Annotated in this window: 17 protein-coding genes; 8 read left to right on the forward strand and 9 right to left on the reverse strand. The window is 40.3% G+C overall.

Annotated features, from left to right (window positions below; all coding sequences use genetic code 11):
* Window positions 1-18: 18 nt before the first annotated feature.
* Both ispA and xseB read right to left on the reverse strand, forming a co-directional pair.
* Window positions 19-900: a (2E,6E)-farnesyl diphosphate synthase gene (gene ispA, locus H5125_RS14875; protein ID WP_182744635.1), complete on the reverse strand. Its 882-nt coding sequence runs from the start codon at window positions 898-900 to the stop codon at window positions 19-21.
* A 39-nt stretch (window positions 901-939) separates the two neighbouring features.
* A complete protein-coding gene (gene xseB, locus H5125_RS14880; RefSeq protein WP_011638237.1) occupies window positions 940-1,176 on the reverse strand; it encodes an exodeoxyribonuclease VII small subunit in 237 nt (78 codons plus the stop codon).
* 338 nt (window positions 1,177-1,514) lie between these two features.
* Here xseB and pomA point away from each other — a divergent pair, with 338 nt between their 5' ends.
* The 3 genes from pomA to thiI all read left to right on the forward strand — a co-directional run bounded on the left by pomA (window position 1,515) and on the right by thiI (window position 4,972).
* On the forward strand, window positions 1,515-2,282 hold the full coding sequence (gene pomA, locus H5125_RS14885) for a flagellar motor protein PomA (protein ID WP_101086485.1): 768 nt from the start codon (window positions 1,515-1,517) through the stop codon (window positions 2,280-2,282).
* Window positions 2,283-2,285: 3 nt separating this feature from the next.
* Window positions 2,286-3,212: a flagellar motor protein MotB gene (locus H5125_RS14890; protein WP_182744636.1), complete on the forward strand. Its 927-nt coding sequence runs from the start codon at window positions 2,286-2,288 to the stop codon at window positions 3,210-3,212.
* Window positions 3,213-3,517: 305 nt separating this feature from the next.
* Window positions 3,518-4,972 carry a tRNA uracil 4-sulfurtransferase ThiI gene (thiI, locus tag H5125_RS14895; RefSeq protein WP_162023588.1) on the forward strand — a complete coding sequence of 485 codons (1,455 nt, stop codon included), beginning with the start codon at window positions 3,518-3,520 and terminating at the stop codon, window positions 4,970-4,972.
* Between the two features lie 192 nt (window positions 4,973-5,164).
* Here thiI and H5125_RS14900 read toward each other — a convergent pair whose 3' ends face one another.
* On the reverse strand, window positions 5,165-5,389 hold the full coding sequence (locus H5125_RS14900; RefSeq protein ID WP_162023587.1) for a hypothetical protein: 225 nt from the start codon (window positions 5,387-5,389) through the stop codon (window positions 5,165-5,167).
* 179 nt (window positions 5,390-5,568) lie between these two features.
* Here H5125_RS14900 and H5125_RS14905 point away from each other — a divergent pair, with 179 nt between their 5' ends.
* The 4 genes from H5125_RS14905 (at window position 5,569) to rlmM (ending at window position 8,913) form a co-directional block, all read left to right on the forward strand.
* On the forward strand, window positions 5,569-6,480 hold the full coding sequence (locus H5125_RS14905; protein ID WP_011638232.1) for a transcriptional regulator GcvA: 912 nt from the start codon (window positions 5,569-5,571) through the stop codon (window positions 6,478-6,480).
* A complete protein-coding gene (locus H5125_RS14910) occupies window positions 6,461-7,171 on the forward strand; it encodes an alpha/beta family hydrolase (RefSeq protein WP_182744637.1) in 711 nt (236 codons plus the stop codon). The genes H5125_RS14905 and H5125_RS14910 overlap by 20 nt, the downstream gene beginning before the upstream one ends.
* Before the next feature lie 176 nt (window positions 7,172-7,347).
* Window positions 7,348-7,728, forward strand: a complete 381-nt coding sequence (locus H5125_RS14915) for a DUF423 domain-containing protein (protein WP_011638230.1) — start codon at window positions 7,348-7,350, stop codon at window positions 7,726-7,728.
* A 96-nt stretch (window positions 7,729-7,824) separates the two neighbouring features.
* On the forward strand, window positions 7,825-8,913 hold the full coding sequence (gene rlmM, locus H5125_RS14920) for a 23S rRNA (cytidine(2498)-2'-O)-methyltransferase RlmM (protein ID WP_011638229.1): 1,089 nt from the start codon (window positions 7,825-7,827) through the stop codon (window positions 8,911-8,913).
* Window positions 8,914-9,015: 102 nt separating this feature from the next.
* Here the strand turns inward: rlmM and H5125_RS14925 are convergent, their stop codons facing one another.
* The gene (locus H5125_RS14925) at window positions 9,016-10,026 is read right to left on the reverse strand and encodes an isocitrate dehydrogenase (RefSeq protein WP_162023585.1); all 1,011 of its coding nucleotides are present in this window, start codon (window positions 10,024-10,026) and stop codon (window positions 9,016-9,018) included.
* 439 nt (window positions 10,027-10,465) lie between these two features.
* Between H5125_RS14925 and H5125_RS14930 the strand changes: the two genes are divergently transcribed.
* Complete coding sequence (locus H5125_RS14930; protein WP_182744638.1) at window positions 10,466-13,327, forward strand: prolyl oligopeptidase family serine peptidase; 2,862 nt, start codon at window positions 10,466-10,468, stop codon at window positions 13,325-13,327.
* A 99-nt stretch (window positions 13,328-13,426) separates the two neighbouring features.
* Here the strand turns inward: H5125_RS14930 and H5125_RS14935 are convergent, their stop codons facing one another.
* From H5125_RS14935 to H5125_RS14955, 5 genes are all read right to left on the reverse strand, one after another.
* A complete protein-coding gene (locus H5125_RS14935; protein WP_101086492.1) occupies window positions 13,427-13,825 on the reverse strand; it encodes a DUF3192 domain-containing protein in 399 nt (132 codons plus the stop codon).
* Between the two features lie 246 nt (window positions 13,826-14,071).
* Window positions 14,072-14,839 carry a flap endonuclease Xni gene (gene xni, locus H5125_RS14940; RefSeq protein WP_182744639.1) on the reverse strand — a complete coding sequence of 256 codons (768 nt, stop codon included), beginning with the start codon at window positions 14,837-14,839 and terminating at the stop codon, window positions 14,072-14,074.
* Window positions 14,832-16,196: a nucleotide 5'-monophosphate nucleosidase PpnN gene (ppnN, locus tag H5125_RS14945; RefSeq protein ID WP_101086494.1), complete on the reverse strand. Its 1,365-nt coding sequence runs from the start codon at window positions 16,194-16,196 to the stop codon at window positions 14,832-14,834. Before ppnN ends, xni begins: the two co-directional genes overlap by 8 nt.
* Before the next feature lie 60 nt (window positions 16,197-16,256).
* The gene (locus tag H5125_RS14950; RefSeq protein WP_182744640.1) at window positions 16,257-17,813 is read right to left on the reverse strand and encodes a GGDEF domain-containing protein; all 1,557 of its coding nucleotides are present in this window, start codon (window positions 17,811-17,813) and stop codon (window positions 16,257-16,259) included.
* 202 nt (window positions 17,814-18,015) lie between these two features.
* Complete coding sequence (locus tag H5125_RS14955) at window positions 18,016-20,046, reverse strand: lipopolysaccharide assembly protein LapB (RefSeq protein ID WP_182744641.1); 2,031 nt, start codon at window positions 20,044-20,046, stop codon at window positions 18,016-18,018.
* Between the last annotated feature and the right edge of the window lie 93 nt (window positions 20,047-20,139).

Consider the following 20,139-nt stretch of genomic DNA (forward strand, 5'->3'; position numbering starts at 1 on the left):
AGATTGTCTGACTCTTTATTATAATCTTCGCTCAATAATGTAGTAGGCGAAGTCTGCAATTAACTGGCTATTGTATGGTAATTTAGTCAGCGCTGATAGTGCATCTTGTATTAGTTGTTCTGCACAGGCTTTGGCACCATCGAGACCCAATAGTTTCGGGAAAGTGCTTTTATTCGATTGCTGATCGCTGCCTTGTGGTTTGCCTAGCTCTTCGGTGCTAGCAGTAATATCTAAAATATCATCTTGCACTTGAAAAGCTAGCCCAAGCGTATGGGCATATTTCATCATTAATTTATAATGCTCATCGGGTACGTCAGCAGCGATTAAGGCAAGCTCAACCGCACAACTGATTAACGCTCCGGTTTTTTTATTATGTAATTCGGTTAATCGGTCTAAATTTATACTGTGATCTGTTGCACTCAGATCAATCGCCTGCCCACCGCACATACCTTGATACCCTGAAGCTTTTGCGAGTACTCTGACCATCGCCAGTTGTTGCTTCGGATGTAAGTCATTACAAGGGGCTGTGATAATTTCAAAAGCCAATGTTTGCAACGCATCACCGGCTAAAATCGCGGTGGCTTCGTCAAATGCAATATGAACAGTTGGTTGGCCACGACGAAGTGCATCGTTATCCATTGCCGGTAAGTCATCGTGTATTAATGAATAGGCATGAATACACTCAATAGCAGCCGCGGCTTTATCAAGTGCATTGATATTGACACCGAGCATGTCACCTACACTGTAGACCAAAAATGGTCTTATGCGTTTCCCACCCAATAGCGCACCATGGAGCATCGCTGCTTTTAAATCTGGTGCAGCGTCATCGAGCAGCGTTAAATGTTGGTTAAGAATACCATTAACGCGATTTTGGTATGTTGTTATTGCTTCAGCTAACACGTATCAAGACCTATTATTTAATACACACTATGTTGACGATTATTCACTTTCTACAGTGAACGACGCTAATTCAGCATCATCTTCATTTAATAAGATAGAGACTTTTTGCTGTGCTTGCTCAAGTTTGGCTTGGCTTTGACGTACTAACTTAATGCCACGCTCAAACTGCTTAAGTGCATCATCCAGCGACACTTCACCTTGCTCCAAATGAGCAACAATGGTTTCAAGTTCAGTTAATGATTGTTCAAAACTGAGATTTTCAGGTTTTTTAGCCACGAGTAATATTCCTTTCATTCAGCGTGTGACAAGGTATATCAGCCCAGCGTATCGGTCAAATACAGTCGCTGGTTATTTGCTCAACAGCACGCTTTGTTATTGAATTTTGTTTAGAATGTACAAAAACAAGCTAAACTTGAGCCAAGTTTGTCCGATAACAAGTCATGATTTAAATTTGCTAGCAAAAATAGTATTGAAACTTTTGCTGTAATACATAACGATGGGCATTGTTATCAACACAAAATGCTGTCGGATTATTCGGATCATATAACGTGCGCTAACAGCACGATGGAAGTAGCACAAATAAGCAGCATAACGACTGCGATTGAGGAGAGGTTGTGGATTTAGCTACCCTAATAGGTATTATCGGTGCTTTTGCATTTATTATTGGTGCGATGATCACCAGTGGTGGTATCGGATTATTTATCGATGTACCGTCAATTTTGATTGTTGTGGCAGGCTCTTTATTTGTGGTGATGATGAAATTTAACCTAAAGCAATTTTTAGGTTCAATAAAGATTGGTATGAAAGCCTTCATGTTTAAATTAGATAAACCTGAAGACTTGATAGAACAAGCTGTCACCATGGCTGATGCTGCCCGTAAAGGCGGTTTTTTAGCATTAGAAGAAGCGGTTATTACCAACACCTTTATGCAAAAAGCCGTTGATATGTTAGTTGATGGCCATGACGGTGATGTGGTGCGCAACGCATTAGAAAAAGACATCGCATTAACTGAAGAACGCCACAAAACAGGGGTGGGTATTTTTAAAGCCATGGGCGATGTGGCACCTGCAATGGGCATGATTGGTACTTTAGTTGGTTTAGTGGCAATGCTATCTAACATGGACGATCCAAAGTCTATTGGACCTTCAATGGCAGTGGCATTGTTAACGACTCTTTACGGCGCGGTGATTGCCAACATGATCGCCATCCCGATGGCGGATAAATTATCATTACGGATGAATGAAGAATTGCTTAATCGTAATTTAATTATGGATGCAGTATTAGCGATTCAAGATGGACAGAATCCACGGGTTATTGAAGGCTTTTTGAAGAACTATTTGGCTGAAAGTGTGCGAAAAATCGATACAACGGACGGAGAGTAACTCATGGCTAAGGCCAAGTGTGATTGTCCACCCGCTGGCGCCCCTATGTGGCTTGCCACATTCGCAGACTTAATGTCGTTGCTGATGTGTTTCTTCGTGTTGTTGTTAGCGTTCTCTGAAATGGACGTGATGAAGTTTAAACAAATCGCTGGTTCAATGAAGTATGCATTCGGGGTACAAAACAAAGTTGAAGTAAAAGACATTCCTAAGGGGACGTCTGTTATTGCACTTGAATTCCGCCCAGGTCGCCCCGATCCCACTCCAATAGAGATCATTAATCAACAAACCAATGAAATGACTCAACCGACGATAGAATATCAGGCGGGTGAAGAAGACAGCGCGGGTGGGACTCAAAAACAGAATGGTGAGCAACGCGGTGGCAATGCAGCTGCAACAGCGCAACAAGAAGCTGAAGCCGTTAAAAAAGACGCTGCCTCTTCGCAAGAAAACATTAATGATCAAGTTAAAAAAATGGCTGAAAAACTCAATGAAGAAATTGTCGATGGCGCCATTGAAATTGAATCTTTAGGCCAACAAATTATTATTCGTATCCGTGAGAAAGGCTCTTTTGCTTCGGGCTCAGGCTTTTTACAACCTAAGTTCAAACCTATTGTGCGCTCAATTGGTGAATTATTAAAAGATGTCCCTGGGATTATTACGGTGTCGGGTCACACTGATGGTGCTGATATCAATAATGAGCTTTACAGCTCAAACTGGGAACTATCAAGCCAACGAGCTGTGGCTGTGGCTCATGAACTAAGAAGAGTTTCTGGTTTTGATGAATCAAGGATGAAAGTGGTTGGCGAGGCGTCTAATCGACCATTAATCGCCAATGATTCTATTGAAAATCAGGCTCGAAACCGCCGGGTAGAAATCTCTATCGAACAAGGCAAAGCGAAAGAGTCGAATGAAATAATTATAACTCAATAGTTTGCCATCAAAAGATAAGCGCAATCTCTACAAGTTAAAGAGATTGCGCTTTTTTGTTTTATAAATGTGCCTTACAGCGCTTTTACTAACAAATAACAGATAAAAAAGTGAATATGTTTGGTTAATAGGCATCATTTGGTATAATCGACGAATTATTGCATACGTTATGCTATTGACTGGATTGTATACACATCTAGAAAATAGAGCTGTGCTGTTTTTTTAATTTATTATCAAGGTATTACTGTCTTTTTTATTTAGCAAAACCGAGTGTAGTGCTATTTGATGGTGATACCTGTGGACGCCCCATGAAGTTTATTGTAAAGCTGTACCCTGAAATTATGATGAAGAGCAAGTCGGTAAGAATGCGCTTTACCAAAATGCTTGAAACTAATATACGTAATGTGCTTAAAAATGTGGATGAAGGTGCAAAAGTACAACGCTTATACGATCGTATAATCGTGCAAGTACCGAGCGATAAACCGCAGTTATGTGACGTTTTTGCAGAGCGACTAGCGTGTATTCCAGGTATTGCTCACGTGGTGCAAGTGAGTGAGTACACTTTTGATTCAATCGATCATATTTATCAGCAAGCTTTACCAAAGTACCGCGATGAAATTGCCGGTAAAACTTTTTGTGTCCGCGTAAAACGTTCTGGTAATCATGACTTTAATTCAATTGATGTTGAGCGTTATGTCGGTGGCGGATTAAATCAACACACTGAGGCGCTAGGGGTAAAACTTAAAGACCCTGACGTGACCGTTAATCTTGAAATCAATCAAGATAAGCTTTACATGGTTGAGCGTCGTATTCAAGGTTTGGGTGGTTTTCCGATGGCGACCCAAGAAGATGTGTTGTCGCTTATTTCAGGCGGTTTCGATTCTGGTGTGTCGAGTTTTCAGTTTATTAAAAAAGGCGCTCGTACCCATTACTGTTTCTTTAATTTAGGTGGCGCTCAGCACGAAATTGGCGTTAAGCAAGTCGCTTACCATCTATGGAAGAAGTACGGTGAGTCTCACAAAGTACGTTTTGTGTCGGTGCCATTTGAGCCTGTAGTTGAAGAGATTTTAGAGCGTATTGATAACGGTCAGATGGGTGTGGTACTTAAGCGTGTAATGATGCGAGCAGCAACGCGTATTGCTGACAAATACGGTATTCAAGCACTAGTGACAGGTGAGAGCTTAGGTCAAGTATCTAGCCAAACACTGACGAATCTAAATGTTATCGATCGCAGCACCGATTTATTGATTTTACGCCCGCTTATCGCAATGGACAAACAAGATATTATTAATCAGAGCCGTATTATTGGCACTGAAGATTTTGCTAAATCTATTCCCGAGTATTGTGGTGTTATTTCACAAAAACCTACGGTTAAAGCGGTATTATCTAAGGTTGAAGCCGAAGAACTTAAATTCTCTGAAGATTTAATCGACCGTGTGGTTGCATCTGCTGTGGTAATGGATATTCGTGATATTGAAGCTGAAATGAACCAACAAGTGACCGAGACCGAAACGGTTAACGATGTCGCTTCTGGCGAAATAATTATTGATGTTCGTGCACCTGAAGAAGAAGAACGTAGCCCATTATTAATTGATAATGTAATGGTTAAAGCGATTCCATTCTTTAAGTTAGCTACCCAATTTGCCGATTTAGATAAGTCTAAAACGTATTTGTTATATTGCGATCGTGGCGTAATGAGTAAGCTGCAAGCCTTATATCTTGTAGAAAAGGGCTATACTAACGTTAAAGTGTATCGCCCTTAAGCCGTCGAAACGACACCGTCTTTGCGGTGTCGTGACTTTGGTCTATTTTTAGGGATTTATCCACGTTAGTGTTAGTTGTGGCAGTGAGCTTAAACAGTAATACGCTTTGAGTGAGATGAATCACAGACAATAAAAAACCGCATTTAATGCGGTTTTTTATTGTCTCAGTAACGTGCTTAAGATGAGCTAGCTCTAGTTAGCTTGAACCACTTCTGAAGTTTTTTGTTGTTCATCATTGTCAGCAATTAAAATGCTGTTAACATCATTATTGATATCAATTTGCATCGCTTCAATGCTTTGTGATAATTCAGCATGTAAATCGATCATATCGATAGGTTCTAGTTCCGTCGCTTGAGCAGAAGATAAACCCAATATAGATAATAGTGCGACTGCAAAAATAGTGTTTAGGTTGAACATAGGGGATGAGCCTCCAGGCTAATAAGTCACATTTGCCGGACTATCCCAGTAACATCGTAGAGATTGTCCAACTGTATTTTCAATGATGCTAATTTAACCAAACACAGTGTTCTTTACAAACGACAAAAAATAACGATAATCATTAGAAAAACTAATTAAAAAACGAGAGATTGATCACTATGTCTAGACGATTACCTCCTTTGAATGCAGTTAAAGCATTTGAAGCTGCAGCACGACATTTGAGCTTTACCCGCGCCGCAGAAGAGTTGTTTGTCACTCAGGCTGCGGTGAGTCATCAAATTAAAGCATTAGAAGATTTTTTAGGGCTAAAACTGTTTAGACGTAAAAATAGATCATTATTGTTAACAGAAGAAGGCCAAAGCTATTTTCTGGACATTAAAGACATTTTTATTGAACTCGGCGAGGCAACTAATCGCCTGCTTGCCCGAAGCGCGGTAGGATCGTTAACGGTGAGTATGTCTCCGAGTTTTGCTATTCAATGGTTAGTGCCTCGTTTAGCTAAGTTTAGCGAAAAAAATCCTGATATTGATGTGCGTATTAAAGCGGTAGACAGTGATGCCAGTTCGTTAACCGATGATGTCGATGTGGCGATTTATTACGGTCAAGGTAACTGGCCTGGACTACGTGCGGATAAACTGCGTAATGAAGTGCTGATTCCAGTATGCTCACCATTATTACTTAATGGGCCTAAGCCATTAATTCAACCGAGTGATTTAAAGCTCCATACTCTATTACATGATTCCAGTCGCCAAGATTGGCAGGCATGGTTTAGGCAATGTGGCGTCACTGACATCAATGTCAATCAAGGGCCGATATTTAGCCATTCTTCATTAGTGTTACAAGCCGCTGCGCATGGCCAAGGTGTGGCATTAGGATATAGTGTACTTGCAAGACCTGATATCAAAGCTGGGCGTTTAGTGTGTCCGTTTTCTGAGGTGCTGGTGAGCAAAGATGCTTATTATTTAGTGTGTCAGCAAAACCATTCAGAGATAGGTAAAATTTCAGCTTTTAGAGAGTGGATGGTCGATATGTTTGCAGAGGAGTCGCGTAGTGAGTTACTTACCGGATAATACGCCAGTATTAGCTGAAGACTTTCTTTTGCAAGGTTCTAAAAGTGACACCTTGATTGTTTTTGCTCATGGTGCTGGTGCGAATATGCATCATCAATATATGACTTCGATGACCGATAAGTTAATCGCTCAAGGCTATCAAGTGTATCGATTTAATTTCTTGTATATGCAAGCCAATATGCAAGATGGTAAACGTCGTCCGCCTGACCGTGCGCCTAAATTACTTGCGCACTATGAACAGGTGCTGCTTGATATTCAACAAAAAATGGCTCTTGGTCTTATCAATTGTCAGCGGATAATCTTAATGGGTAAGTCAATGGGCGGTCGCATGTCGGCGATATTGACCAGCTCTGACCATCAATTACAACAACCTCTTGTTAAAGATGTTGCCAATAAAATTAGTGCAATTGTGTGTTTGGGCTACCCATTTATTCCCCTTAAAGGTGGAGAACCACGACTTGCGCCTATTCAGCACAATTCCATTCCGATGCTGATTGTTCAAGGTGAACGCGATAAATTTGGCGACCTTCAACAAGTACCCAATTGGACTTTGGGTGAACATGCAGAAGTCTGTTGGATTGGTGATGGCGACCATAGTTTACAACCGCGAAAATCGTCTGGTTATACCCTTGAGGGCAATCTTAATCATGCCATTGAGAATATTCGTCAGTTTATTACCCGAGTAGGTTAATCCTGTAACGCGATGTTTTACGCATATGTTGTGTCTATTATGCTGATATTTTTATTAACGTCACCATAGTTATTAATACCTGCATTAATAACTATGGTGATGGTTTAAGTCACGAAAACCAGCTTGCTTCAATAGTATGATGCATTGTCGGTTTATGTTGTATGAGGTTAAGTAAAATGAATAAAGGTCTATTATTATTTGCCACATTAAGTGGTTTTATGGCTGTAGCACTGGGTGCTTTTGCTGCTCATGGGCTTAAAACTATCGCACCACCGGAATTAGTGAGTATTTTTAAACTCGGGGTCGATTATCAGTTTTATCATACCTTTGGATTGATTGCATTGGCTTTTTCTGCTCATTGGATCCCCTCTAAGTTGATCAACTGGGCAGCTTATAGCTTTATTGCCGGGATAATATTGTTTTCTGGTTCGCTATACCTTTATGCCTTTACGGGGGCTAAATGGATTGGCCCAATTACGCCTATGGGCGGGTTATGCTTCTTAGTGGGGTGGTTGTTATTTGCTGCGGCGATTTGGCATGCAAAATCAGCAGAATAATGCCTTAGCTAAATTCTCCCACCTTGAGCATTTTTGAGTATAATAGCGAGATTATTGTCTCGCTATTATGCGAATATCCTTACGCTAAGGCTCCAAATGAAAAACCTATTCCTATTTTGTCGCTCAGGCTATGAAAAAGACTGTGCGGCAGAAATTCAACAACGTGCAACAGAATTAAATGTGGGTGGTTTTGTTAAAACCAATATTAACGATGCCTATGTGATTTATCAATGTTTTGACGATAATGGTGCCGATACGTTAGTTAAGGAATTGGCGCTTAGTTCATTAGTTTTTGCGCGTCAGATGTTTGCCGCGGGTGAGTTGTTGAGTGATTTGCCTGAACAAGATCGAGTCGGGCCTATTGTGGCTTCATTGGCCGCGCTGTCAAAATGTGGTGAGCTACGCGTTGAAACGCCTGACACCAATGAAGCAAAAGAATTATCTGCATTTTGTCGCAAATTGACAGTGCCGTTACGTCAAGGTTTAAAAAAGAGCGGCGCATTGCTTAACGCTGAAAGTGACCGCCGTCCTATTATTCATGTGTGTTTTATCGGACCAGGCAAAGCGTATGCGGGTTATTCGTTAAGCCACAATAGTTCGCCACACTTTATGGGTATTCCTCGGTTAAGAATGGCTGCAGATGCACCAAGTCGTTCAAGCCTTAAGCTAGATGAAGCTTTTGGAGCCTTTTTAACTAAAGAAGAGCAAGAAACACGTTGTCGTAGTGGGTTAAATGCCGTTGATTTAGGCGCTTGTCCTGGCGGTTGGACTTACCAATTAGTTCGCCGTGGGATGATGGTGGCTGCCGTTGATAACGGTCCAATGGATCCAAAATTGATGGAAACAGGCCAAGTGAAGCATTACCGTGCAGATGGTTTTCGTTTTGAGCCACCGCGTAAAAATGTGTATTGGTTAGTGTGTGATATGGTTGAAAAGCCAGCCCGAGTTGCTGAATTAATGGAAGCATGGGCGATTAATGGTTGGTTTAAAGAAGCTATTTTTAATCTTAAGTTACCAATGAAAAGCCGCTATAAAGAAGTTAGCGTGATTTTAGAAACCATTGGTGCCATTTTAACTGAAAATGAAATTGATTTTAAAATGCAGTGTAAGCACCTTTATCATGACCGCGATGAAGTGACCGTGCATTTATGGATATTCCCTGAAAAGGGTGTGAGCTACGCATAAAAATACTATTGCGCCGCTAACAAAAAGCCCCTTATGCAACATTGCATAAGGGGCTTTTTAGTTAATGACAGATAACTCAGTCATTAACGTAACCATATGGAATTATCCTAGACGATCGAGTACTGCTTGAGTGAAGTCGGTAGTGCCGTGAGTGCCGCCTAAATCGCGGGTAGTACGGTCGCCTTCTTCAATAACAGCCGATACTGCGCTACGGATCATCTCAGCTTTATCAGACATACCTAGGTATTCTAGCATTTGAATCGACGCTAAAATTACCGAGGTTGGGTTAGCTAAGTTTTTACCTGCGATATCTGGTGCACTGCCGTGTACCGCTTCAAAAATAGCGGCATCGCGACCAATGTTTGCCCCTGGAGCCATGCCTAAACCGCCCACAAGACCGGCACATAAATCAGACAAGATGTCGCCAAATAGGTTAGTGGTCACAATAACATCAAAGTTTTCAGGATTCATAACCAGTTTCATACAAGTGGCATCAACAATCATTTCTTCGGTGGTGATGTCTGGGTAACGCAAGCTCACTTCACGTGCCACTTTCAAGAATAAACCTGAAGTTGATTTCATGATGTTAGCTTTATGAACGATAGTCACTTTTTTACGATTTTCTTTACGAGCAAGTTCGTAAGCAAATGTGGTGATTTGCTCTGCACCTTGACGAGTAATAATACTGGTCGCTTCGGCTGTTTGACCATCGTCAGAGATTTTTTGGCCTAAGCCTGAGTACATGCCTTCAGTGTTTTCACGCACGGTAATGATATCAATGTTCTCATAACGCGCTTGGGTTCCTTTAAATGAAATCACCGGGCGCACGTTAGCATAAAGACTGAACTTTTTACGTAAGTTTACATTAATAGAGGTAAAACCTTCACCGACAGGTGTGGTTAAAGGTCCTTTAAGCGTAATGCGGTTTTTCTCGATAAGGTCTAATGTACGTTGTGGTACTAATTCACCGTGCTTTTCTAACGCCGTTAACCCTGCATCTGCAAATTCATATTCAAAGTTACATCCTGCTTTGTCGAGGATTTTCAATGCTGAATCGATAATGCTTGGGCCAATCCCATCACCTGGGATCACGGTTATTGTACGTTTTGACATGAATAGTCCTTCCACGGTTGTGGTTACTGCAATTGATAGACCGCATATATGGCACGGCTAGGTGACGATAAAAAGCGTCGTTTTTCTGCGGCGTATTTTAACGACTTTTAATGTTTATTTACAGAAAATAGTGAGTATTATCACATTATTTCCGTTATTTTTAAGTCAATTCTAATTTGATTGTTTTACTATGAACCTTTATTACAAATCGTTTACTTGTAAAGTATCTTAATGCTGAAGATTTATCTGCGGTTCAATGTTTTATTGGCAGCATTAGCTTATTCTGTAAGCATTTTTTATAAAGACGACTTTGGTCGCATGTCATGTCTTTTGCTGGTTGGCTTAACGTTAGCTAGTCAATATTGAGATAATCCAACACGATGATCTATTACGGTGATCTATAAAAATAATCAATCAACGTTACCATTAGAGGAAAACTGTGAAATTATTCAATTTAATTCCATTGGCAGTCTGTCTGTCATTTAATGCCCATGCGGCTCCACAACGTGCACTGTCCCTTGATGACATTATGCATTTTGAAACCTTACAACAGCCGGTTATTTCTGATAATGGCAACGTGATTGCGGTACAGGCTACTCCTGATAGAGGCAATAGTCGTGCATTAATCCGTTTTAGTGATAACAGTAAACAGTATGAAATTGCCAATGGCACCGATGTGAATGTCAGTGCTGATGGCAAATTTGTGTTGGCGACCATTGAAGCGAACTTATTTGAGCGAGAAACCAAGAAGAAAGCCGATTTACCCCATGAAGTGGTCTTACTGAATACTCAAAGTGGTAAGCAACAGACGTTTGAGAATGTTGAATCTGCCCTATTTAGCGATAATGGTCATTTTTTAGTTTTAAAATTTAAAATTAACAAGCCTGAGTCTACGAATGAGAAATCTGAATTATCGGAATCTAAGGCTGTTGAATCCATTGCTTCTGAGTCTAAAGCTTCTGAATCTATTATCTCTGAATCAACGGTTACCGAAAATACTGCTAAGGTTGAAGATGATACTCATGTTGAAATTGAGGAAGCAGATAAAGGCTCTGATGTTCGGTTAATTAATCTGGCTACCAATCAACACACCCAGCTATCTGATGTGACCCAATTTGCTTTTGATAAAGCTGGGAAGCATTTTATTGCAGTCGTTAATCAAGGTGAAAATCAATTGCACCAACTAGTGCTGGTAGCATTGGATGACCAAAAACAGCGTCAACTTTATGGTAGTCGCGATGAACATATTGAAGCATTAGCGATCAGCGATGATGGTCAATATGTTGCCGTGACGAAAGGCGCTGCGAGTTCGACACGCTATGGCCGTGAGCACAACATGTTGCTTATTGATGTAGAGCAGAATAAACAACAGCAATTTGCCCAGTCTGAAGCTTGGACATATAACCAATATTCAAGCTTACAGTTTTCAAAAGACGGCCAACGTTTGTATGTTGGTCGAGTCCCAAAAGTTGCTCAGCAAGCTGAATTAGCTGATTATCAAAATACCAATGATGTGTTTAATCCAGAGATTATCACGGCGAAAAAGCAGCTACGCATTTGGCATGGTGATGATGCCAAAATTAAGCCTCAAGAAGTCAAAGAATATGAGCAAGAATTAAAACGCACTTATTTAGCGGTTTTACACTTAGATTCAAATAAGTTAGTCCAATTAGCTGATCAAGTGGTGCCAGATGTTACTTATGGTGAGCAAGCGCGTTTTTTATTGGCCAGTTCAGATGTGCCATATCAAAAAATGATCACCTGGGCAGGTTTTTATCGTGATGTGTATTTGGTTGATGTAAACAACGGTAATAAAATTCCAGTGTTAACTCAGCAACCTAGTGATGCAATGCCGACTCTGTCACCGAATGCTAAGTTTCTAGCTTATTATCAGCAAGGTAACGTGTTTCTTTTAGACATTGCATCTCAACGTCGGGTTAATTTGACTGCTAATATTACGACACCGTTTGCTGATGAAGACCATGACTATCCCAGTGCTGCACCCGGTTACGGTTTTGGCCCTTGGCTAACTGATGATAGTGCGATAACCGTTTATGATAAATATGATGTATGGCAGTTTAATACCGCATCGAACCAAGGGTTTATGTTAACCAATGGCGAAGGGCGAAAGCAGAAAACTCAATTTAGACTGGTTGGCTTAGTGAAGGATGAATTGTTACCCGCAGTAGTTAGTGATGCTGAAACTGTGCTATTGCAAGGTTATAGTCATCTATCAAAAGCAGACGGTTTTTTCAGCGCCAAAATGGGTGTTGCTGGTGTGAAGCGCTTAACCGAAAGCAACAGTAAATTAACGTTGCTTGCCAGAGCTAATAAAGCCTCGACAGTGGTGTTTTCGAAACAGCGCTATGATTTATATCCTGATTTATATATTGCAACTAATACCTCACCACAGAACGCCCAACAGGTGACCCAACTTGATAAGCAGCGTAAACCCTTTAAATGGGGCAATGCGGAGCTAGTACATTGGCGAGATGGTGACGGTGTTAACATGGATGGGGTACTCATTAAGCCAACAAATTACCAAGCCGGTAAACAGTATCCAACTTTGGTGTATTTCTATCGGTTTATGAGCGATAGGCTACATGCGTTTCCTGATATGAAGCTCAATCATCGACCTAACTTTGCTTGGTATGCAGACAATGGTTATGCGATTTTCTTGCCTGATATTCGTTTCGAGATAGGTTATCCGGGAATATCTTCAGTAAAAGCACTGACCGCAGGCGTACAAAAATTGATAGCGATGGGGATTGCCGATCCTGATGCTGTTGGTATTCAAGGGCATTCTTGGGGCGGCTATCAGAGTGCATATGCGGTAACCCAAACCAATATCTTTAAAGCTGTTGTGACTGGTGCTCCGGTATCGAATATGACCAGTGCTTATAGTGGCATTCGCCATGGTTCAGGGCTAGCAAGACAATTTCAATATGAAACGGGCCAAAGTCGAATGGGCGAGAGTCTATTCAAGGCACCACAAAAGTATATTGAAAACTCGCCGATTTTTTATGTCGATCGCATTCAAACACCCATGATGATTATGTTTGGTGATAAAGATGATGCTGTACCATGGGAGCAGGGTATTGAGCTATATCTGGCAATGCGTCGTGCAGGCAAGGATGTGGTGTTTTTACAATATGAAGATGAGCCACATCATTTGAAAAAATATCCCAATAAACTTGATTATACCATTAAGATGAAGCAGTACTTCGATCATTACTTAAAGGTTGAGCAAGCCCCAGATTGGCTCCGCCAAGGTGAAGCTTATCAGGAGTATAAAAAGTAGATTAAAACGGCTATCAATGTTTGATCTGAATTAACTTTTACGCCCTATGCTGATACCGATAGGGCGTTTTTGTTATTGATACCACAGACAAATAAGCAACTATTGTGGTTCTTGATGAGTTATTGGCACGGCAAAATATTGATCTTCAGTGTCTTGTCCCCATGCAATCAGCAGATTATCTCTAAATAACAATGGGGTGCACTCTTCTTTAGTGGTTTCACCGTCTGATTTTATGTGGTGGGTACGGTAGTACATCACTTGATATTGTCCATCAATGCCGGTTTTGGCTTCGACAAAATCTGCACTGCCTAATAATGTTCTGATCTCATCAAGGCTTTGACCAAAGCTGACTTCACTCATTTTTTGTAAGTTGAATGCTTGGCGATCATCCCATGCTCGGTCTTCTGGCTGTGGTTCATAAACAAAAATCACCACGGCAACAAACAGTAAATAGGCAGTGAAAATTCCACCGATGATATACGTCACTTTTGTATTCATAATCTGTGTAATCCGTTATGGTATTAATACCGTTGAGGTTATGTGTTTTTACTCAACTCTGGATAATAAACGGTTATCAAATAACACTTTTTTGTTATCTGTATTGTATCGACTTACCATAAGCCTACTATTATGTTAAAACCCTTGGCAACATCAATAGCAAGAGTGATAGCAGACGTTAAATACACTTATTTTTAACGCTTTAGCCCATCCCTTATCCAGAGTAGAGGTTAGCTTATTATGGCATTAGTTTGTTATTGGATTGATCCTAAATTGTTTCAAATTAATATTCAGTGGAATATCGCATTGTAACTGCGCTAATTTATAACTAATTCTGGCAATCTCTTTTCCTTCGGCTAATTTAAGTGCTTGCTTGGCGCCAAGGTTATCTAAAGAACGATATAAATTAGCTAGCGTTCTAAATTTATTGAGTAAATCCGCTGCAGATTTTGGGCCTATGCCCATAATTCCGGGAATTTTATTGCCGCTGTCACCCGCTAATGCAATAAAGTCGAGCATTTGGTATTGCTCTATTCCCAGTTTCTTTTCATATTGCGCAACATCAAAGACTTGCTGATTAAAGTGATCCCACAAGGTGAGATTTTTGGTCGGTAACTGGCTAAAGCCTTTGTCGGTTGACACAATAATCACTTCACCCTTGTTGCTGATCATTTTCATCGCGATGGTGGCGATAACATCATCGGCTTCAGATTGAGCGTCGAAAGAATTGATATCGTGTTCAGCCAATGTGGCTTTGATATTTACCAGGCCATCACTTAATGCCGTCGGCATGGGTTTACGACCTTTTTTGTAATCACTGTACAGCGTTTTGCGCCAAGATGGCTCATTGCCATCCCAAACGACAATGCAATGAGTCGGTTGATGTTGTAACAGCATTTTTTTTGATGCTGCTAAAACACGTTCTTGAACGCTGGTAATATCGTTTTCATCAGGTAGCACCGCATGAATGCGGCGTACGAGATTGAGTCCATCAATAATGAGTAATTTATTCATTGGTTTTTATTATTTCGTAGCAGGGCACGTAAGCGCTGCCTGGCAGTTTCATTCGTTGTTGTTTAACAAAAGCGTTTAATAGCTTATCCATCATTAGCATGAGCTTAGCATCACCTTCAATCTTAAAGGGACCAAACTCTTGAATTAACTTGATGGTATCGCCTTTTACGTTACCGGCGACAATACCTGAAAACGCTTTACGTAAGTTAGCGGCAAGTTCTGCCTTATTTTCTTGAAAATAGAGATTCAAATTTGCCATAACTTCATGGGTCGGCGCAAAGGGTAATTGAAATTCGGGTTCAATTTTGAGTGACCATTGATACTGGTAAGCATCACATTTTTCTTTGCGATAGATTTTTACTTGCTCCATGCCTTGCTTCATTATTTGCGCCACTTTGGCAGGGTCGCCGATAATGATTTGATATTTACTCTGTGCTTCTTCGCCTAATGTTGCCCCGATAAATTCATCGATAACGGCAAAGTATTCAGCACTTTCAGCAGGTCCGGTTAATACCAGTGGAAAGGATGCATGGCAATTTTCTTTATTTAATAAGATACCAAGAAAGTAGAGTAGTTCTTCAGCCGTACCCGCGCCGCCAGGGAAAATGACAATACCATGGCCTAAACGGACAAAGGCTTCTAGACGCTTTTCTATGTCGGGTAAAATGACTAATTCATTAACAATTTGGTTTGGGGGCTCAGCAGCAATAATACTGGGTTCGGTTAAGCCGATATAACGGGCGTTGTGAACTCGTTGCTTTGCGTGGGCAATCGCCGCGCCTTTCATTGGGCCTTCCATAGCACCAGGGCCGCAACCGGTGCAAATATCCAGTCTACGTAGCCCAAGTTGGTAACCGACATCGCGGGTATATTGGTATTCAACAGCATTGATGCTGTGTCCTCCCCAACAAACCACCACATTAGGGTCTTTCATTGGCGAGATTGCTTGAGCATTGCGTAAAATATCAAACACCACATTGGTAATGTGGCTGGCATTACTTAAGTCAATATGCTTTAAATTTTCGTACTTATTGCTGATGTATATAATATCGCGGAGTACTGCAAACAAATGTTCTTGAATACCGACAATGATTTCCCCGTCGACGAAGGCTTGTAGAGGAGGGTTGATGAGTTCAATTTGGATGCCTCTTTCACGCTGTAAAATATTAAGGCTAAAAGATTCATAGCGACTAAACAGGTCTTCGGAACTGTCGCTGATAAGGCCTGAAGCTAACACCGCGAGTGAGCAATTTCGATATAATTGGTAAAGGTCGCTTTTTGCACCTTGTTTCAGACGTTCGACTTCTAATTGAGAAAGCTGATCTAGACTACCACGTGGACTAATTTTTACTATCATAAGCAACTCCTTTGGACTCGAGTGTTTGATGCCGAGTCCAAAGAAAACTGTCTTGGGAGGCTAGATATCAATAACGACTCGGTCTCTGCCGTTGTTTTTTGCTTGGTATAATGCAGCATCTGCTCTTTCGAAAGCTTCTTCAAGCGTTTCGTTTTCCATCACTTGTGCAGCACCTATAGATAATGTAACTGTAATTCTCTGATTTTTAAACTTAAACGGAATATTTTTGATTTTCTCTCTCACTCGATTCAATAGCTGAGAGATATGTTCATCAGTAATATCAGGTAATAGTAATACAAATTCTTCACCACCATAACGAGCAACAAACTCGCTATCGCGTAATGAGTTTTTTAACGCCATAGCAATGACTTGCAGGGTTTTATCGCCGGTACTGTGGCCAAAGCTATCATTAATGCCTTTAAAGTGGTCTATGTCTGTAACGGCTATCCACAGTGGCGTTTTAAAGCGGACATGGTTGCGATACTCTTGCTCCATGCGATCTTCTAACGCAGTACGGTTTGCTAATTGGGTAAGCGGATCGAGTAGGTTGAGCTTTTGATGTTCAAATAGCTTTTCTTTGTAACTATTCGCTTCCTGGCTCATTGAATTGAGCTCTTTACGCATTGTCTCTATTGATTTACGTAAAAGGGTTTGTTCACGTTGTTCCAGTGCCTCTTTACGAGACAGTGAATCGCGAAGTGAAGATAACTGCACCGTCAGTTGAATCTTTAATTGGTTAAGATCATCTGCATCTACCACTAACTCGTCGGCATTATTGACGCGTAAATTGATTTCTTTATTTAATTGACCTTTAAGTTGCTCACAACGTTGGTTATTGTTATGGGTGTTGTTGACCACATCGCGAACGATAGTCAGAGCATCATTGAGGGCAAATAAAAAGTCTTGTGATGCGGTTTTTTCGCGAGCAATATTTTCTAATAGTAAGCTTAATATCGATTGGTAAGAATCCAGTAAGTTATTTAAGCTGATATCACCAAGTAACACTTCTTTTATGACTAGAATTTGGTCCCGTTGATCTTTTCTAAATTCAATTTCAGCAATTTTAGCGGCAAGCTCTTTAGCTAGCTGAATATGGTGAGGCAAAATTTCGTAATTGTCGGCATCAGCAAATTCGTGTTTTAAAATTTCTTCATAGAAAAAAATCAGTTTTTCAACTTTGGGAATGTATTCCCATACAGTATGGAATGGTTTGCCTAATTCTTGTTTAAAGTAAGTGATTTCTTTTTTGAGTTTGTCTGGCGCAGAGTTAATTCGTTGGATCTGACGGATCACTCGATTGAGGCCATTACGACTGTCTTCTAAACGAGTCATGGTATGGCTATATTGAGATTTTAATAGTCTTTCGATATCGACGAGTTCAGGTAGTGCCTCGTCAATTTGCTCAAAATTGTGCATATGATGGCGCAATTTAGCCAGTTTATTATCGAGTTCTAAGTGTTGCCCTTTACAAGCAAGACTCAGATGAGTGATAAATTGAATTAATGTTTTCAATTTATCATTACGATCGATATTTATTTCTTCGAGAGCAAGTTTAGCTGCATGGAGCTTTTGCTTCATCAACGAAATTTGAGTTATCGCTGTATTTGACTCTTTCATTTTGCAGTGCCTACTTTCATTCTTCAGCTAAAGGCATCTATTGCCGTGATTAGGATATTAATTTAGACGGCAAATCGAATTTATAGTAATTAACATATCATCGATTAACATTATAGTAATATTATCTCAATAATGTTGTGCAGCAAATCCAATTACCGTACAAAATCTCATAACTGGTCACAATAGCATGTTTATTAATCGATTAGTTTTTCGGCCAGTTGATCTCTTGGGTGTTACGATTACTTTCTGCACGAATGATGCCGCGATTAAGTGCTTGAGTCAGATTTAAATAAAGTGGGCGCATAAAAACAGCCGCTGGAGCGAAATTAAGTGGTCGCAATGACACATAAGCGGGTTGCTCAGTTATTTCCATGGCTGCAGCCAGTGCGTATTGCAATGTTTCAAATTGTAATTCAGCACTGATGCTGGCATCTGGGTTACCCAGTAGTGGCAAATTAATGTGACCAATACTGGCATGTTGGACCGCGGATATGTTAGCAAAATTTGGTATAGTAAATTGGGTCTCATGTAATTGTTTAAGGCAATCAATTACAGCATGTAAGATATTTTCTGCGTCGTATTGCTTATCGAAATAACATGCAATCAATCCTGAACGTATTATATACACTTCAGTGTCGAGGTGTTTACTGAACAGGCTATTAAAATTTTGCATCAATGCGATAGATTCAGTGAGCCCAAGTTGAATATCAATATTGTTTAATTTATTGATATTCACTAACGCAATCGTTTTAGACTCAGTGTGTTTAAGAGTGCTGATGCGTTGAATAAACGCCCTGTAACCTTGGGCTTGCGTTATAGGGTCTATGGTATTTAAATGTTGGGCGTTAAGGTATAAGGTATTTCGCTGTTGAAATTTTCTGTAGATAAAAAACAACACGATAATCGCAATACTGAAACCGAGAATTAATACTAAAATGATAAATTGACTATATTTATTCTTTGCCGTTTGTTGATGTAGTTTATTACGTAATAAACCCAGTTCGAATTTTAATTTTTGTTCAGTGAGTTCAGAAAAATCATTTGTTTGTTCGGTTTTTTGTTGCGATGTGTTGATCAGCTCAACAATGGCATCGACTGTTGCAAGTGCTGCATTGAGGTTGTTTGTTTTGCGATATGCGGTAGATAAATAGCCTAATGCTTCTGTTTGCACATCATTTAAATGTTTCTTTTTAGCCAGTTCAATAGCCTTGCTCGCATGATCAATAGCCTCATTCCACATGCCTTCACTGGTATTTATTTGGGCAAATAGTAGTTCATTATGGACTAAGTAATGTTCTACTTTCCGAGCTCTAAATATATCATTTGCACGTTGCATTACGTTCAATGCTGCTTGGATATTATTTAATTTGAAGTAAGCCTCGCCTAAGTTGTGGTATGTGAGCCCTATGGCGATTTCATTTCCCATACGCTCATTAACTTGCTGGACATTTAAATAATAGTCGATGGTTTTATTCCATTGATCTTGGCCAGCGTAAATCATTGCGATGACCGTCAAGGTCTCTGCTAGGTAGACATCTTGACCTATCGCTTGAAGTATTTCGGCAGCATTATGGGCATATTTTAGGGCATCATCCCATTGTTCTAAATCTCGGTATGTACGCGCAAGATTAAGTTGTGTATGGGCTTTAATTCCGGGGTAATCCAGACTATTGGCTAAACGAAATGCTTCACTGTAGTGCTGGAGTGACTTGGCTTGATCGCCATTAAGATTGTAATAACGACCTAACTGGGTTTCGGCATCGGAGATAAAATAATTATTGTGTAATTGGTAAGCGATATCGCGGTAACGATTTAAGTGAGAAAATGCCGGCGTAGGTTGAAGTAGCAATGAATGTAACATGCTGAGTTGTTCATGAAGTGTTGATTTAAATAGCGTACTTTCTAAACTGACATCTGTATTAACCATATTCAACGCATTATTTGATTCAACAATCACCTGATTATATTCTTGGTTTTGACGGCCTTTAATTCGCGCTTTAAGCATGATGACGACGGCTTGCTCAAGTGTGGTTGATGCAATGGCGTCTAATTGTGTTATGAGCAATTTAGCGTCTTTATACTTAGTAGGTGATGTAAGCTTTGCTTCTAAATTCAGTCGAGCCAGCAGCTCTAAATCGCGATGAAGTTCATTGGGTGGGTAACTTAATTCATTTGCGGCTTGCTCAAATTCCTCCTTATTTGAAAATTGTAAAGGAAACTCTGTGGTCTTCATTAGTTTTGTATACAGCTTTTGAGGATTTTCTTTGAAAAATATTTCTTGCTGCTCAATATCCCTTGCTGAAACCACTGAACTTAATAGTATCGA

Origin of the sequence: Shewanella sp. SR44-4, from assembly GCF_014163715.1 — a bacterium.
Classification (GTDB): Bacteria; Pseudomonadota; Gammaproteobacteria; order Enterobacterales; family Shewanellaceae; genus Shewanella.

Bases quoted from the DNA above. Each gene is read 5' to 3' on its own strand.
- H5125_RS14890 (WP_182744636.1), top strand. From the start codon at position 2,286: ATGGCTAAGGCCAAGTGTGATTGTCCACCCGCTGGCGCCCCTATGTGG.
- thiI (WP_162023588.1), top strand. From the start codon at position 3,518: ATGAAGTTTATTGTAAAGCTGTACCCTGAAATTATGATGAAGAGCAAG.
- H5125_RS14900 (WP_162023587.1), bottom strand. From the start codon at position 5,389: ATGTTCAACCTAAACACTATTTTTGCAGTCGCACTATTATCTATATTG.
- H5125_RS14905 (WP_011638232.1), top strand. From the start codon at position 5,569: ATGTCTAGACGATTACCTCCTTTGAATGCAGTTAAAGCATTTGAAGCT.
- H5125_RS14915 (WP_011638230.1), top strand. From the start codon at position 7,348: ATGAATAAAGGTCTATTATTATTTGCCACATTAAGTGGTTTTATGGCT.
- rlmM (WP_011638229.1), top strand. From the start codon at position 7,825: ATGAAAAACCTATTCCTATTTTGTCGCTCAGGCTATGAAAAAGACTGT.
- H5125_RS14925 (WP_162023585.1), bottom strand. From the start codon at position 10,026: ATGTCAAAACGTACAATAACCGTGATCCCAGGTGATGGGATTGGCCCA.
- H5125_RS14935 (WP_101086492.1), bottom strand. From the start codon at position 13,825: ATGAATACAAAAGTGACGTATATCATCGGTGGAATTTTCACTGCCTAT.
- xni (WP_182744639.1), bottom strand. From the start codon at position 14,839: ATGAATAAATTACTCATTATTGATGGACTCAATCTCGTACGCCGCATT.
- ppnN (WP_101086494.1), bottom strand. From the start codon at position 16,196: ATGATAGTAAAAATTAGTCCACGTGGTAGTCTAGATCAGCTTTCTCAA.
- H5125_RS14950 (WP_182744640.1), bottom strand. From the start codon at position 17,813: ATGAAAGAGTCAAATACAGCGATAACTCAAATTTCGTTGATGAAGCAA.
- H5125_RS14955 (WP_182744641.1), bottom strand. From the start codon at position 20,046: ATGAAGACCACAGAGTTTCCTTTACAATTTTCAAATAAGGAGGAATTT.